We start from the raw sequence: 14,508 nt of genomic DNA, 5'->3' as shown, positions 1-14,508 counted from the left end.
AGCCATGGACGGCAGGACAGTCCTGGTCACTGGTAGCACCGGAGGGATCGGCAAGGAGACGGCGAGGGCACTGGCGGCGCGCGGGGCGCGCGTCGTGCTCACCGGGCGCGACCCCGCGCGGGCGGCCGCGGCCGCAGCCGAGCTGCGGGAGGGCACGGGGAACGCCGCCGTGGAGGCGTTCACCGCCGACGTGACCAGCCAGCGGGAGGTACGCGCCCTGGCCGCCGCCGTGACCGATCGGCACGGCGCGCTGCACTGCCTGGTGAACAACGCGGGCGTCAACCCGCCGGGCCGCCTGCTGACCGAGGACGGGATCGAATCGGCGTTCGCCGGGAACGTACTGGCGCCGTACCTGCTCACCCGGCTGCTGCTCGCCCCGCTGCGGCGGGGCGCGGAGGAGAGCGGTGAGCCCTCGCGGGTGGTCAATGTCACCGGGGGAATCCCCCGGGGCACGCTCGACCCCGGCAATCTCCAGGCCGAGAAGCGCTTCTCCGGCTGGCTGACCGACACCCAGTACAACCGCTCGAAGCTCGCCCTGACGGCGATGAGCCGTACGCTCGCCGGGCACTGCGCGGAACGGGGCGTGGCGGTCACCGTCGTCTACCCGGGCCACGCCGACACCCCGATGAACCGCGCGCTGCCGACCCGGACCTACCCCCGGCTCGTACGCCCGTTCGTGCCGCTGGTGCGCGCGCTGATGCCGGTGCTGTGGGGCGACACGGCCGCGCCCGCGCGGAACGTGGTGCGCGCGGTCACCGGCCCCGCCGCCCCGGGCGGCGGCTACCTCGACATGAAGGGCCGCCGGTCCCGCTGGCCCGCGGGCACCGGCGACCCTGTCGTCCGTGCGGCGATATGGGAGATGTGCGAGCGGCTGGCGCCGCTCAGCGGCGGAAGCCGATGTCCTGGTAGCGGGGGGTCTGGAAGCCGAAGGCCCCGGCGTTGACGACGCGGTCCTTGGCCGCGACGAGCTGGGGCCGCTGGTAGAGCGGCAGCGAGCCCGCGGCGGCCCAGATACGGGCGTCCGCCTTCTTCATCAGGTCCCTGCGCCGCCCGTCGTCGAGCTCGCCCGCCGCCTGCTCGAAGAGCTGGTCGATCTGGTCGGTGCCGACGCGGGAGTAGTTCTGCTCGACGAGCAGCGAGCCGTCGGCAGCGGGCTGCGGCTTGGCGAAGATCGGCCGGGCGTCCGTGGCCGGGTAGGCCGTGGCGGGCCAGGAGTACAGCGCGAGGTCGTACTCGCCCGCGGCGATGTGGTCCTTGAAGTAGCTCGCGTCGGACACCTCCTTGATCTGGGTGCGGATCCCGACCCCGTTGAGCATGTCGGCGATCCGCTCCCCCGTCGCCCGGATCTGCTCCGAGCCGGGCCCGGCCGGGAGGACGAAGCGGAGCGCGAGGGGCTTGCCGTCCTTGGTGCGTACGGCCGTGGCCGTACCGCGCGAGAGCATGGTCAGCTCGTGGGCCCTGGCGCCGACGGCCTGGGCGCGGGCGAGCGCCGCGCGGGCGCGCCGCATGCCGCCGCGCGAGTCCGCCTTGCGTGCCCGTGCCATGTCGGCGCGGGCGGCCTGCTCCAGGACCGCGGCGCGCTGCGCCGTGGTGGAGGGGACGAGGCTGAGGGGCCTGCCGGTCACCTGGCGGGCGACCTCCGCGCTGATCGGCACGGTGGCCGCCTCGGCCTCCAGCCGGTGCGGCACGGGCGCGGCGGCATCGGGCGCCGGGGCCTCGGCGGGCGGCTCGGCCGGTCCACCGGGCGCCATGCGCGCGGGCTTCTCGCCGTCCTTCCCGTCCTTGCCGCCCTTCTTGTCCTCCCCCTGCTTGCCGTCCCGCTCGTCCGCCTTGTCGGCACCGGCGGCGGCCGGCTTGTCGTGGCCGCCGCGGGAGAGAGGGCCGCCGCCCTTCCAGCCCGCGTCGGCGAGCAGCGACTGCGCGGACTCCAGGTCCCGGCCGCCGACGGCCTCGCTGTTGTCCTCGTAACCGTCCTGGCTCGTCATCCGCAGATGGCTGCCGAGCGGGTCCGAGGGGAGCCCGGACCCGCTGAGCGCCTGCTTCGCCAGCTCGTCGCGGTCCAGGGCGCGAGCGACCGCGCGGCGGACGCGCTCGTCGGCGAGGGGGCCGTTCGCGCCGTTCAGGGAGAGCTGGGTGTAGGCCGGGTCGAGGGCCTTGCGCAGGGCGTACGTACGCAGCGCGCGGTCGTCCCGCTGCTGGGCCGCGGTGCGCTGCTGCCGGGCCCGCCCCTTGCCCTTCCCCTTCTCCTGGCCCTTGCCGCTGGTGTCCCCGGCGTGGTCGCCGAGGTCCGACTTGTTGGCCTCGGCGACGCGCCGTGCGGCCTTGGTGTCGACGTCCGCGAGGTCGACGTCGCCCGCCCGCAGCGCGGCTCCGCGCTTCGCGCGCGGCACGGCCTTCAGCTCGATCCGCGACAGCTTGGCGCGCTCGCCCCACCAGCGCGGGTTCCGCTCCAGGACCGCCGGGCGCGAGCCCTTGCCCGCCTTCGCGGGGCGGAAGGGGCCCGCCGACGCGGGCAGCGACGTACGGGCGCCGTCGTTGAACTTCTCCGGGTCGGCCATCACGTCGCGCGGGTAGAGCGGCGTGAACAGCGACTTCCAGTCGGCGTACGGGCGGGCGAAGACGACCTTCACCTCGTGCGCCCCCTCGCCCCTGGTGACCTTGCCGATGCGGTCGTACCCGGCGTTGCGCGCCGTCCAGTACGCGCTGTTCTTGCCGCGCAGGGCCCGCCACTGGGCCTTGAAGTCCGCCACGCCGAGGGCGCGGCCGTCGCTCCAGCGGGCCTTGGGGTTCAGCTTGTAGACCACTGTCTGGCGGGGCTCGGTCTCCGTGACCTCGGCCTCGCTCAGATAGTCGGGGTTCGGCTCCGGCTTCGCCTTCTCATCCAGCGAGAAGAGCGCGGGCAGGGTGGCGCCCGCGACGCGGTCGGTGGCCTCGTCGGCGTCGGGCTGGAAGGCGTTCAGCGTCGCGGGCAGCTTGTCGACGGCCCAGCGCAGCGTGCCGCCGGACGCCACCTCGCCGCGCGCCGCCGACGGCACGTCCCGTACGGCCTCGCCGCTCGCCCCGCTCCCCCCGCCGCCCGTGTCGCCCTCGGCCGAGCTGCATCCGGCGAGGGGCAGCGGCAGCAGGACGCCCGCCGTGAGCAGGGCGACGGTACGGCGCCGGAGCGCGGCGGAACCGGCGAACGGACCGGTGGCGTCGGGGGCTGGTCTTTCGGGGACGGTTCGCATGGCTGAAACCTCCGGAGCTGGCCGCTCCCCGCTCACGTCCACGATCGGCGGCTTTGGCGGCTCATCACATCTTTCGCCCCACTGAAGGCGAGCCCGCCCCGCGCGTCGCGCAGACACGGCGCGCACCCCACCCCTTGCCACCCGTGCGGAGCACGCCGCGGGGCCCGAACGGCCCGATGGGACGCGCCGGGACTCGTTGGCTTCCCTCGGGGCGCCGGTTTTCGGCCGTTCCGGCAGCGGACGCCGTATTCAAGGTGACCGAAGGCCAATTGGCGCTGTGGGGCGGCGTGTTGTCGCTAGAGTGCCGTCGTCGAACCGCATCAGGGCTGGAAAGAGGAGATGACGGGGAGCGATACGCGGCTGCCGCACCTCAGAGTGGTCTCGCCGACAGGGCAGGTCCACCGCCTGACCCTGGACGGCACCCGCCGCACCGTGGGCAGGAACGCGCCGCACCACGAACCGGACCTCGCGCTGGAGCCGGACCCGCAGGGCCTGGTCAGCCGTCTGCATCTCGTCCTCGACCGCGACGAGGACGGCCAGTGGTGGGCCACCTGCCACGGCAGGAACGGCACACGGCTCCGGCCCGACACCCATTACGGCCACGACCCGGGTCACGGCCATGGCCCGGGTCACGCCCATGGCCCGGGTCACGGCCCGGGCTCCCCTGACGGGGAACAGCTGGTCGGCCGGACGCTGCTGCGGCACGGCGACACCCTGCTGGTCCTCGCCGACGTCTCGGCGCGCGGGGAGCAGCGCCACTGGCAGCTGACCTACATCGCCGAGCACGGCACCGTCCCCGCCCCCGCTCCGGTGGCGCCCCCCTTCCGGCCCGGCCTCCACTACGACTGGGTCACGAGCCGCGTCTACCGCGTCGACGCCGACCGGTACACCCCCGTCGAGGGGCTGCGGCCCATGTGCCACCACCTGCTGCGCCACATGGCCTCACGCGGCGAGCGGCTGGCCCCCGGCGAGATCACCTTCGGCTACGCCGAACTGATCGCCGCCGTGTGGGACGACCCCGTGGACATGCGGGAAGCGCGGCGGACGGACCTGGCGCATCTGGTGTACGAGGTGCGCCAGTGCGTCGAGGACGACCCCGCGAAGCCCCGGATCCTGGAGACGGTGCGCGGGGTCGGGTACCGCCTGCACTTCTCCTCGATCGGCGCGAACTGAAAGTGCCGCCCCCGCGCGGCATTCCGAGCACTCTCCGGGAGGACACGGCGTGCAGCCGCAGGAAATCCTCGACGGGCGGTACCGCCTGCTGAAGGAGCTGGGCCAGGGCGGATTCGGAACCGTATGGCGTGCGTTCGACACCCGGATGCGGCGCCATGTCGCCATCAAGGTCGCCAACTCCGCCTCGGGCGCGGCCGACGCCGAGCGCTTCCTCCACGAGGCCCTGCTCGCCGGAAGCCTCAACCATCCGCACATAGTGACGGTCCACGAGTACGGCACAGTGACCGTGGCCCCCGCCGCGAAGCCGCAGATCTACGTGGTGATGGAGCTGGTCGACGGCACGTCCCTGGACGAGTCGCTCGCGGGCGGCACTCCCTCGCTGAACCAGGCGCTCACCTGGGCCTCCGAGGTGAGCGACGCCCTGGACGCCGTCCACCGGCAGCACATCGTGCACCGCGACATCAAGCCGGGGAACGTGCTGATCGGGCCCGACGGCCGCGCCAAGGTCGTCGACTTCGGCATCGCCAAGAACCTGGCCGCGCACTGGAAGCTGACGCCGACCGGGGCCGTGATGGGCACCCTGCCCTATCTCGCTCCGGAGCTGTTCAAGGGAGAGGCCGCCGAACCGGGCTGCGACCTGTACGCCCTCGGCTGCATGCTGACAGAACTGTGCACGGGCCTGCCCCCGTTCGAGAGCGTCACCCCGCACAGCCTGATGCGGCAGCACACGACGGAGGCCCCGCCGTCGCTCACAGACCGCCGTCCGGAGATCCCCGCCGCCGTGGACGAGCTGGCGCAGCGGCTGCTGGCCAAGGAGCCGGGGGAGCGCCCCCGCGACGCGGCCGAGGTCCGCGACACCCTGCGCCGTCTGGCGCTGAGCGCCGACCGCGCGGGGGAGGACGCCGCGTCCCCTCCCCCTCCCTCGCCCCCGCCCGTTGCCCCGGGCCCGGGCCCGGCCGGATACGAGACGAACGCCGCTCCCGTTCCGGCGTCCGTTCCGATGTCCGTTCCGGCGTCCGGGGACGGCGAGCGACGCCGTTGCCGGGCCGCCGTGGTCGGCGTGGTGTCCGTCTCGTTCGTCGTGGCGCTGGCCCTCTGCGGCTGGCTGTTCGTCCCGGGACCGTGGGCCCGGGACGGCGGCGGGGAGGGGGACCGCGCGGACGACGCCGTCTCCCCAGCACCGAGCGCGTCCCGGCCGGGCCGGACCCCGGAGCCGTCCGCCGGCGGACCGGCCCGTACGCGGAAGCCCTCGGACTCCGGCGAGGCCCCGTCCTCCCCCGCACAGGCCGGGGCGGGAAAGCCGGACAGGTCCTCGCCCCGGCAGACGGAGAAGGGGGAGGACGGGCCCGACGGCGGGGGCGGGGGCGGGGAGAAGGGGAAGCCCTCCGACGGCCCCGGGGAACCCTCCGGGGAAAAGGCCACGCCCAAGATCACCGAGGTCGGCAAGGTGGACGGCTACGGGGCCTGCGACTACGGCCGCGCCTGTGTCTTCGAGGGCTACGACGGCACCGGCCAGATGGCGTACGCCAAGGACTGCGGCAGGTACGACCTCGCAGGGCTGCGCGTCACGGTCAGCTCCCTGCGCAGCCACGGGAACCCCATCACGCTCTACAGCGCGGACCACCGCGAGGTCGGCCACATCGACAGCTGGACCCGGAGCAACCTCTCCCCCGAGGAGAACGACCGGGCGGTCACGGCCTTCATCCACTGCTGACCTCTCCCCTCTCCGGGGCGCTACAGCACCTCCGTGTACGGCTGGCGCCAGGCGGGCGGCTGCTCGCCGCCGACATCCGTCCAGTACTCCCGCGCGGCGGTCACGCGGCCGTCGCGGACCGTCCAGAAGGAAGCGGCGCGGAAGACGCCCAGCTCGGCATGCGGAACCTCGACCTCCGAGACGACCTGGTCGCTGCCCGCCGCGCCGACCACCCGCAGCACCCGTATCGACCAGCCCTCGGGATACTCGCTGTTCACCGCGACATAGTTCGCCCGGCCGACGATCCGCTCGCCCGTGACCGGCCACTCCACGACCGCGTCCTCGGTCAGCAGCTCGCCCACACCCGCCCAGTCGCGGGCCTCCATGCGCTTCCACAACTCATCGATCACGCCTGTCGGTTCCATGCCCGTAGTCTTCCAGCGGGCACTGACAACGACCGGCGAGGAGACGTACGTGAACCGGGACGGGGACGGGGACGTGGACGGGGACGGGGATTGGGAGCGGCGCTCCGCGGCGGCGTGGGAGTCGATCGACGCCCACGGCGAGGAGGAGTTCCGGGCGCTGATCGACGGGCTGGCGGACGAACTGCCGCCGGGCAGCCCGGTCGCGGCCTTCGAGCGGGCCTGCGCCTTCGACTCGACCGGCCACCCGGACCGCGCGGTTCCGCTCTACCGGGAGGCGCTGAAGGGCACCCTGCCGGGCGAGCGCCGTCGCCGCGCGGTCATCCAACTGGCCAGTTCACTCAGGAACCTCGGCCAACAGGACGAGAGCATCGCTCTGCTGACCGCCGAGCTGGACGCGGGCTCCGACCACCTGGACGATGCCGTACGGGCGACGCTCGCGCTGGCCCTCACCGACGTGGGCCGGGAGCGCGAGGCCGTCTCCCTCGCGGTCGGCGCCCTGGCCCGGCATCTCCCCCGCTATCAGCGCTCGATGGCGAACTACGCGCGCCTCCTTGTGGAGCCCGGCCCCGCGGAGCCCGGCTCTTCCCATTCCCCGAAACAGGTTTAGCCGTAATTGGGAAGCGGCCGATCCGGTGAAGTCGGCGTGTCCGGCGCTTATTTCACTCCTTCGAGCCTGAACGGGGAAATCCGTGGACTCTGGGCAGCCTTCTCGTAGATGCTCGCAACAGGTCGCTTTCAGGGCCTGTCGGGGGTCAAAGGAGGGGCATGATGACACTCGTCCTCGTATTCTCGCAAGCCATAGAGGCGCCCGGATTCCCCACTCGTTCCCGCACGCACGGTAATTCGCGCCGCGCGTCATGAAACAGACGCCTCGTGAGCGCGGCATGATCGCGCTGATGACGGCCGCCGTGCTCGGATACGTGCTGCTGGTCTCGGCCGTGACGCCCGCGGATCCGCATGCGCTGCCGCCCCTGAAGGTCGGCATTCTCTATTCCCACACCGGCCGGCTCGCCGACTCGGAGAAGCCGCTGAACGACGCGACGGTGATGGCCGTCGAGGAGATCAACGCGCGCGGCGGGCTGCTGGGCAGGGAGGTCGTGCCCGTGCTGGCCGACGGGCAGTCGGAGGGACGGCGGTTCGCGCGGGCCGCCGACAGGCTGCTGACCAGGGAGGGAGTCCGCACGGTCTTCGGGGGGTACGCCTCGGCGGCGCGCCGCAGCATGATCCCCGTCGTCGAGCGCCACGGCGGCCTGCTCTTCTACCCCGCGGTCTACGAGGGCGGCGAGACCTCGCGCCGTGTCGTCTACACGGGCGCGACCCCGAACCAGTACATCACCCCGGCCGTGCAGTGGTTCCTGGACAACGGGGCGCGCCGCTTCTTTCTCGTCGGCTCCGATTACATCTATCCCCGGGTCTCCCTGGCTCTCGTGCATTCCCAACTCGCCGCGGCGGGCGGCAAGGTGGTCGGCGAGGACTATCTCCCGCCGGACTCAAAGAAGGTGTCGGGCACCATCCGGAGAATCCGTGAACTTAAGCCCGATCTCATCGTCTCAGCACTCGCTGGAGACACAAACGCACCGTTTTTCACACGCCTTCGGAAGAAGGGCGCCGACGGCGGTTCCGTGCGTATTCCCACGCTGAATCTCGTGGCCGACGAATGGGAGCTGCGTTCCCAGGACACCCGCAGCAAGGCGGGGGCCTACGTCGCGGGCGACTATGTCGCGGCGAACTATTTCGAGGAGCTGTCCGACGCGGCCAACGCCCGCTTCGTCGCGAAGTTCAAGAAGCGCTACGGCGCCGCGCACGTCTCCGACACCGTCGCCGCCGCCTACGCACAGGTCCATCTGTGGGCGCGCGCCGTCAGGGCGGCCGGGAGCGTCGAGCCGCAGGACGTGCTGCGCTCGGTGCGCGGCGCCTCGTTCCGCGCGCCGGGCGGCACCGTCTACGCCGACCGGGAGAACCGCCATCTGTGGAAGCGGGCCCGCCTCGGCCGGATCCGGCTCGACGGGCGGATCGAGCAGGTCTGGTCCTCGGAGGCCGTGATCCGCCCCGCGCCCTACAGCCCGTACCGCAGCAGACAGGACTGGGACCGTCTCGTCAGCCACCTCTACCACGGCTGGGGCCGGCGCTGGGAGCGCCCGCCCGGCGGCCCCGAACTCTCCCAGGAATCCCGGCCCGGATCACCGTGAAACACCACCGTCTGTGGATCCACTGGATCCTCTTCCTCGGCTCGGGCGCGGCGCTGGTCGTCATCCGGACCGCGGAACTCCCCGCCGTGGTGGCCGGCCTGCTGCTGGTCGCCGCGGCGATCGTGCTGGTCAACGCGGGGCTGCCGCTGGCCAGACACGGCGTGCGACACGTGGTCGCCGAGCAGAACAGCGCCGTGCAGGCCGCGGTCTTCGCGATCATCGGCTCCCTCTACGCCACGCTCGTGCACTTCTCCGTGGTGGTCGTCTACGACGGCTACACCCGGGCCGACGCGACCGCCTCTCAAGAGGCCAACGCGCTCGCCGACCTGGAGCGCATGTCCAAGGGCTTCTCCGGACCCGTGCACCGGCAGGTGCAGGAAGCTTCCCTCACCTACGCGAGCATCGTCGTCAACGACGAGTGGCACACCATGACCCGGCGCGGCTCCGACCCGCAGGCGCAGGCCGCGCTCGCCGAACTGTGGACCATCTACACGAGCATGGGCCCCAAGGACCGCGAGAACGCGCTGTACGCGCCGTCCATCGAGCGGCTCAACCAGCTCGACGACAGCCGCCGCCTGCGGCTGCGCGCGAGCGTGCGCGACGTGCCGTCGGTCGTGTGGATGATGTTCTACTGCGGCGGCGTGCTGGCTGTCGTGATGGTCTTCTTCTTCGGCGTGCGGCGGGACTGGGTGCAGCGCGTCATCGTCTCCGTACTGGCCGCCGTCGTGGCGCTCTCCGTCTTCCTCGTCACCTCCTTCGAGCAGCCGTTCAGCGGCAACTCCGCGATCACTCCCGACGCCTTCGAGACCGTCCTGATCCATCTGCGATCACGCGAAAGGTGAGCCGCCCGTGTCTCCGCCGCCGTCCGTCTGGCCCTTCGGCCGCCGCCACCCCCCGCCGCACGCCGGGGTCGGCCTCCCTCCGGCGCGGGTGGACGCGCTGCTGCGGTGGAAGATGAACCGCTGGTTCGACTGCCTGGACGCGGACGGGGACGGGCGGATCACGTTCCACGACTACGAGCTGGCGGCGCTGCGCGCGGCACGCGCCTTCAGCCACCGCCCCGGGAGCCGCGAGCAGCGGCGGCTGCACGCCTGCTTCCGCAAGCTGTGGCGGCGCCACGAGCACGAGGCGCGCCGCGCGGGCACGGCCGATGGCACCCCGCTGACCAGGGACGTCTTCGTCACGCACATGGCGAACGCCCTCGTGGAGGAGCGCCGTTCGCTGCTGGCGGCCGTGAACTCGCTGTGCTGCGCGATGATCGACGTCGCCGACGAGGACGGCGACAACCAGGTCTCCGAGCGCGAGTACCGGGTGCTGCTCGCCGCCGCCTTCCGCCTCGTCTCGGAGCGCGACCTGCGTACGGCGTACCGCACGCTGGACCGTGACGCGAGCGGGACCCTGGAGCACAACGAGATCCACGAGGCGTTCGTCGAGTTCTTCAGCAGCACCGACCCGGCAGCCCAGGGCAACTGGCTCCTCGGCGCACCCCCACCGACCCCCCGTCAACAGCGCGGCCGGTACTAGGGGCTAGGGCCCCGCCTATCCTTGTGGCATGACGTCCCAGCCTCCGGAGCCCACTCCGTCCGCGGTCCCCCCGGGGGAGCTGCGCGCCTCCCACGCCGACCGGGACGAAGTGGTGGAGCGCCTGCGCGACGCGGCGGCCGAGGGGCGTCTCGACCTCGACGAGCTGGATGAGCGCCTGGAGCGGGCGCTGAAGGCCAAGACCCACGCCGAACTGGCCGTCCTCACCGCCGACCTGCCCGGCTCGCCTCCCGCCGAGAGCCTGCCGCCGCTGGTGCTCAAGGGCGGCATGCACGGCGCCTCCCGGGGCCCCGGGCGCTGGGAGGTCCCCGCGCACATCGTCGCGCGCGGCGGCATGGGCGGCGTGAAAGTCGACTTCACCCGGGTCGAGTGCCGCCTCGCCGAGATCGCCGTGGAGGCGTACGGGGAGATGGCCGGGGTCACGCTCGTCCTCCCCGACTCCTGGGCCGTGAACACCGACGGCATGGACCCCGGCATCGGCGGCCTGGCGGACAAGACCACCCCCGACCGCCTGCCGGGCACCCCGCTGGTACGCCTCACCGGGTCCGGCGGCATGGCGGGCGTGGTCGTCCGCCACCCGAACCGCTGGGAGCGGCGCAAGCTGCGCAACAATCCGGCCGTCGAGTAGGCCGTGGCCACTGGGCAGGGGCTGCCCCGCCCTGTCCGTCGCAGACCGCGGGTTGTGGGTGGTTGCGCGCGCAGTTCCCCGCGCCCCTGAGGCCTCAGGGGCGCGGGGAACTGCGCGACAAGCCACGACGACGGCCGCGGCCTGCAACCCACGGCACGGGGCACCCCCTGCCCAGCCCCGAGGCGAGGGCAACCAGGGTCACGCCGGGCCCGCGAGGTCCACGAGGCGGCGGATCAGGTCGGCGTACGTCCAACCCGCGCCGTCCGCCGCGCGCGGCAGCAGGCTTCCCGCGGTCAGTCCCGGGAGCGCGTTGACCTCCAGGCACATCGGCTCGCCCGCCGCGTCGCAGCGGAAGTCGGTGCGCGAGTACGTACCGGGGCCGAACCCCAGCGCGCGATGGGCGCGCGACGCGAGCCCCCGCAGGCGGTCCGCGAAGTCGTCGGGGACGTGCGCGGGGCACACCTCGTTCACCGCGCCGGGCTGGTACTTGGCCGCGTAGTCGAACAGCGGCGTCGTCAGCTCGATCTCGACGACCGGCAGCGTCTCGCCGCCCAGCACGGCCACCGTGAACTCCCGGCCCGGCAGGAAGGGTTCGACCATAAGTTCCACCCCGGAACCGGCGGCCGCCGCCTCGGCCGCCGCCCGCTCCAGCTCCGGCGGCGACGCGGCCCGGTGGACCGAGACGCTCGACCCCTCGGCGACGGGCTTGGCCACCACGGGCCCCGCCGTCACCAGCCGCCGCACGGCGGACGGCATCTCCTCGGCGCCCGGCCGCCACAGCACCCGCTCCGGTACCGGCAGTCCGGCGGCGCCGAGGACCGCCTGCGCGCGGCCCTTGTGCCAGGCGGCCGCGCAGGCGGCGCTGTCCGCGCCGGTGAACCGCACACCGGCCGTCTCCAGCAGCGCCTGCACATGGCCGTCCTCGCCCCAGCCCCCGTGCAGCGCCAGGAAGACCAGGTCGGCGCCGCGCAGCAGCTCCAGGACCGGGCCCCCGGTCAGCGCGGCGTGCACGCGTTCGCGCGCCCGCGCCTGGCCCGCGAGCGACGGCGGTTCCTTGCCGACCGCGACGCCGTCGGCCCCGTCCACCGCCTCGCCGGGCCGCAGCGGCCCGGCCAGGACCGGCTCCCCCGCGGCCGGATCGACCAGCACCACCTCGTGCCCGAGCTCCAGCAGGGCAGCGGCGACCGACCGGCCGGAGGCCAGCGAGACCTCGCGTTCCGCGCTCTCGCCGCCGCACACGACCACCACACGCATTCCGTTCATGCGGAAGCAGCGTAGTGAGCATGCTTGGCTTTTCCAAGCACCGACTTGGGAAAGCCAAGCATCATCCGTCCGCTAGCGCCGCTAGCACTGCTAGCGCCATCAGCGCTTGACGCCGACCCCGCCGTACCCCACGTACTGCGCCAGCTCCAGACCCTCCGGCGGCGCCTCGTCCGGACGCCACAGCGGCATCTGGACCAGGCCGGGCTCCAGGAGCTCGAAGCCGTCGAAGAACGGCATGATCGCGTCGTACGGGCGGAGCACGAGCTTGGCCGTGGCGTTGTCGTACACCTTCATCGACTTGCCGAGCTCGCCCTGCGAGCGGAAGTCGGCGGTGATGTGGGTGAGCGCGAGGTAGCTCCCCTCGGGCAGCGCGTCCGTGAGCGTGGAGACGATACGGCCCGGGTCCTCGCCGTCCTCGACGAAGTGCATGACGGCCATCAGCATCAGTGCGACCGGCTCGTCGAAGTCGATGACCTCGCGCAGCGCGGGGTGGTCGAGGATGCCCTCGGGGTCGCGCAGGTCGGCCAGGACGAAGCCCGCGTTCCCGGTGTTGGTCAGCTTGGCGTCCGCGTAGCGCGCGACGATCGGGTCGTTGTCGACGTACGCGACGCGGACGTCCGGGTTGATCTCGCGGGCGACCTCGTGGGTGTTCGGCGAGGTCGGGATGCCGGTGCCGATGTCGATGATCTGCCGGATGCCCGCGCGGACGACGGCCCGCGTCGCGCGGTGCAGCAGGGCGCGGTTGCCGCGCGCGCTCACGCCGACCTCGGGCGCGAGGTCGAGGACCTGCTGGGCCGCCGCCCTGTCGACCTCGTAGTTGTCCTTGCCGCCGAGGTAGTAGTCGTACATCCGGGCGGGGTGCGGGGTGGTCGTGTCGATCTGCTCGACCGCGAAGCCCGTCTCCTTGATCCCCCGTCGACTCTCCACGGCATCCTCCGCCTCACGCTTCACGGCATTCACTCGCTTCCCAACTTGGGCTCGGTCACCGCAGTTTGACATGTCATACGAGACGATCACCCGTCACCCCACGGCAACAGGGCGCCGCCCGGCAGCCCGTACGAGCGGAAAGGCGTGCGGGGCTCTTCACAAGTGGGAGTGTGACGCGTAACACTCGCCACGCGCATGGACCTAGCCAGCCGCCACCACCCATGGAGGTGGGCACGTCGTGTCTCAAGTTACGTCTCTGCACGAGGAACTGACGGCCGCTCAGCGCTGCCTGGACGATCTCGCGCGCAGCGTGAGCAGACTGGAGGAGCGCGTCGGCAGCGGGCTGGAGATCCGCCGGGTGCGCAGCGACACCGAGCACCTGCGCGAGTCGCTCTCCCTCCTCAGGGACGCCACCCCGAAGGCCGTGCCCGAGCAGCACCCGGAGATGGTGACGATCCCGGACCAGCCGTACGACAGCGGGCTGTGGACCGATGTCGACGACGAGGGGCTGGGGGCACAGGACCGGCATGCGCCGTAGCGGCGAGGGGGCCCCGTCCACGGGGGCCTGACCCCTCGACCGAAGTCGCCTTCTCCGGAGAAACCGTTGGCCACTGGCACCGAACCACAACCCAAGCTGAGGGACGAAGCCCGCGGCGGTGTGCGCGAGGGGACGCGCGCCGCCATCGCGGAACCGCATCTGCGCAAGGACCGCTGGTGGCTGGCGCCCGCCGCCACCGCGTTCGGGCTTCTCGCCTTCGTCGTCTACTCGACCTGGCGCGCGTTCGCGAACGCGGACTACTACGACGCGCCCTACGTCTCACCGTTCTACTCGCCCTGCCTCGCGGACAACTGCGAGACGATGAAGGGCGGCCCCAACTGGGGTCTCCTGGGCGACTGGTGGGGCCTGTCGCCTGCGCTGATCATCCTGATCTTCCCGCTGGGCTTCCGCCTCACCTGCTACTACTACCGCAAGGCGTACTACCGCGGATTCTGGGCCTCGCCGCCCGCCTGCGCCGTCGCCGAGCCGCACAAGAAGTACTCGGGCGAGACCCGCTTCCCGCTCATCCTGCAGAACATCCACCGGTACTTCTTCTACGCGGCGCTGCTCGTCGCGGGCATCCTGACGTTCGACACCGTGCTCGCCTTCCGCGACGAGCACTACGAGTGGGGCCACATGGGCCTGGGCACGCTCGTCTTCCTGGTCAACATCGTCCTGATCTGGGCGTACACCCTCTCCTGCCACTCCTGCCGGCACATCGTCGGCGGCCGGCTGAAGCACTTCTCCAAGCACCCCGTGCGCTACCGCATGTGGGGCTGGGTCGGGAAGCTCAACGAGCGGCACATGCTGCTCGCCTGGGCCTCGTTGATCAGCGTGGCGCTCGCGGACTTCTACGTGTACCTGCTGGCGTCCGGCGTCTTCGACGATCCGCGGTTCTTCTGA

The 14,508-nt window shown here is 72.4% G+C and carries 14 protein-coding genes; 10 read left to right on the top strand and 4 right to left on the bottom strand.

Features of this window, described 5'->3' with window-relative positions; genetic code table 11:
* Positions 1-4: 4 nt before the first annotated feature.
* Positions 5-943: an SDR family NAD(P)-dependent oxidoreductase gene (locus tag ACGF3A_RS04020; RefSeq protein ID WP_393725507.1), complete on the top strand. Its 939-nt coding sequence runs from the start codon at positions 5-7 to the stop codon at positions 941-943.
* Here the strand turns inward: ACGF3A_RS04020 and ACGF3A_RS04015 are convergent.
* Positions 882-3,227 carry an ABC transporter family substrate-binding protein gene (locus ACGF3A_RS04015; RefSeq protein ID WP_393725505.1) on the bottom strand — a complete coding sequence of 782 codons (2,346 nt, stop codon included), beginning with the start codon at positions 3,225-3,227 and terminating at the stop codon, positions 882-884. The genes ACGF3A_RS04020 and ACGF3A_RS04015 overlap by 62 nt on opposite strands.
* Positions 3,228-3,566: 339 nt before the next feature.
* Between ACGF3A_RS04015 and ACGF3A_RS04010 the strand changes: the two genes are divergently transcribed.
* Together ACGF3A_RS04010 and ACGF3A_RS04005 are read left to right on the top strand one after the other, a co-directional pair.
* Complete coding sequence (locus ACGF3A_RS04010) at positions 3,567-4,400, top strand: winged helix-turn-helix domain-containing protein (RefSeq protein WP_393725503.1); 834 nt, start codon at positions 3,567-3,569, stop codon at positions 4,398-4,400.
* Between the two features lie 49 nt (positions 4,401-4,449).
* A complete protein-coding gene (locus tag ACGF3A_RS04005; RefSeq protein ID WP_393725501.1) occupies positions 4,450-6,114 on the top strand; it encodes a protein kinase in 1,665 nt (554 codons plus the stop codon).
* Positions 6,115-6,134: 20 nt separating this feature from the next.
* Here ACGF3A_RS04005 and ACGF3A_RS04000 read toward each other — a convergent pair whose 3' ends face one another.
* Positions 6,135-6,518 carry a nuclear transport factor 2 family protein gene (locus ACGF3A_RS04000; RefSeq protein ID WP_393725499.1) on the bottom strand — a complete coding sequence of 128 codons (384 nt, stop codon included), beginning with the start codon at positions 6,516-6,518 and terminating at the stop codon, positions 6,135-6,137.
* On the opposite strand from ACGF3A_RS04000, the gene ACGF3A_RS03995 reads away from it, so the two are divergent.
* The 5 genes from ACGF3A_RS03995 to ACGF3A_RS03975 all read left to right on the top strand — a co-directional run bounded on the left by ACGF3A_RS03995 (position 6,517) and on the right by ACGF3A_RS03975 (position 10,877).
* Positions 6,517-7,125, top strand: coding sequence for a tetratricopeptide repeat protein (locus tag ACGF3A_RS03995; RefSeq protein ID WP_393725497.1), 609 nt, complete (start codon positions 6,517-6,519; stop codon positions 7,123-7,125). The genes ACGF3A_RS04000 and ACGF3A_RS03995 overlap by 2 nt on opposite strands.
* 250 nt (positions 7,126-7,375) lie before the next feature.
* Positions 7,376-8,707 carry an urea ABC transporter substrate-binding protein gene (locus ACGF3A_RS03990; RefSeq protein WP_393725495.1) on the top strand — a complete coding sequence of 444 codons (1,332 nt, stop codon included), beginning with the start codon at positions 7,376-7,378 and terminating at the stop codon, positions 8,705-8,707.
* Entirely contained in the window at positions 8,704-9,549 is an 846-nt protein-coding gene (locus ACGF3A_RS03985) for a DUF4239 domain-containing protein (protein ID WP_393725493.1), read from the top strand. Before ACGF3A_RS03990 ends, ACGF3A_RS03985 begins: the two co-directional genes overlap by 4 nt.
* Positions 9,550-9,556: 7 nt before the next feature.
* On the top strand, positions 9,557-10,231 hold the full coding sequence (locus ACGF3A_RS03980; RefSeq protein ID WP_393725491.1) for an EF-hand domain-containing protein: 675 nt from the start codon (positions 9,557-9,559) through the stop codon (positions 10,229-10,231).
* Positions 10,232-10,259: 28 nt separating this feature from the next.
* A complete protein-coding gene (locus ACGF3A_RS03975) occupies positions 10,260-10,877 on the top strand; it encodes a DUF1707 domain-containing protein (RefSeq protein ID WP_393725490.1) in 618 nt (205 codons plus the stop codon).
* Positions 10,878-11,075: 198 nt separating this feature from the next.
* Here the strand turns inward: ACGF3A_RS03975 and ACGF3A_RS03970 are convergent, their stop codons facing one another.
* Together ACGF3A_RS03970 and ACGF3A_RS03965 are read right to left on the bottom strand one after the other, a co-directional pair.
* Positions 11,076-12,140, bottom strand: coding sequence for a D-alanine--D-alanine ligase (locus ACGF3A_RS03970; protein WP_393725488.1), 1,065 nt, complete (start codon positions 12,138-12,140; stop codon positions 11,076-11,078).
* Between the two features lie 99 nt (positions 12,141-12,239).
* Entirely contained in the window at positions 12,240-13,067 is an 828-nt protein-coding gene (locus tag ACGF3A_RS03965; protein WP_393725486.1) for an SAM-dependent methyltransferase, read from the bottom strand.
* Positions 13,068-13,305: 238 nt separating this feature from the next.
* Between ACGF3A_RS03965 and ACGF3A_RS03960 the strand changes: the two genes are divergently transcribed.
* The gene (locus tag ACGF3A_RS03960; protein WP_393725484.1) at positions 13,306-13,605 is read left to right on the top strand and encodes a hypothetical protein; all 300 of its coding nucleotides are present in this window, start codon (positions 13,306-13,308) and stop codon (positions 13,603-13,605) included.
* A 66-nt stretch (positions 13,606-13,671) separates the two neighbouring features.
* A complete protein-coding gene (locus ACGF3A_RS03955) occupies positions 13,672-14,508 on the top strand; it encodes a hypothetical protein (protein WP_393725482.1) in 837 nt (278 codons plus the stop codon).

This window comes from Streptomyces sp. NPDC048172 (assembly GCF_043202595.1).
Lineage (GTDB): Bacteria > Actinomycetota > Actinomycetes > Streptomycetales > Streptomycetaceae > Streptomyces.
Note: the sequence above shows the minus strand (reverse complement) of the source record. Positions and strands in the feature narration are given on the sequence as shown.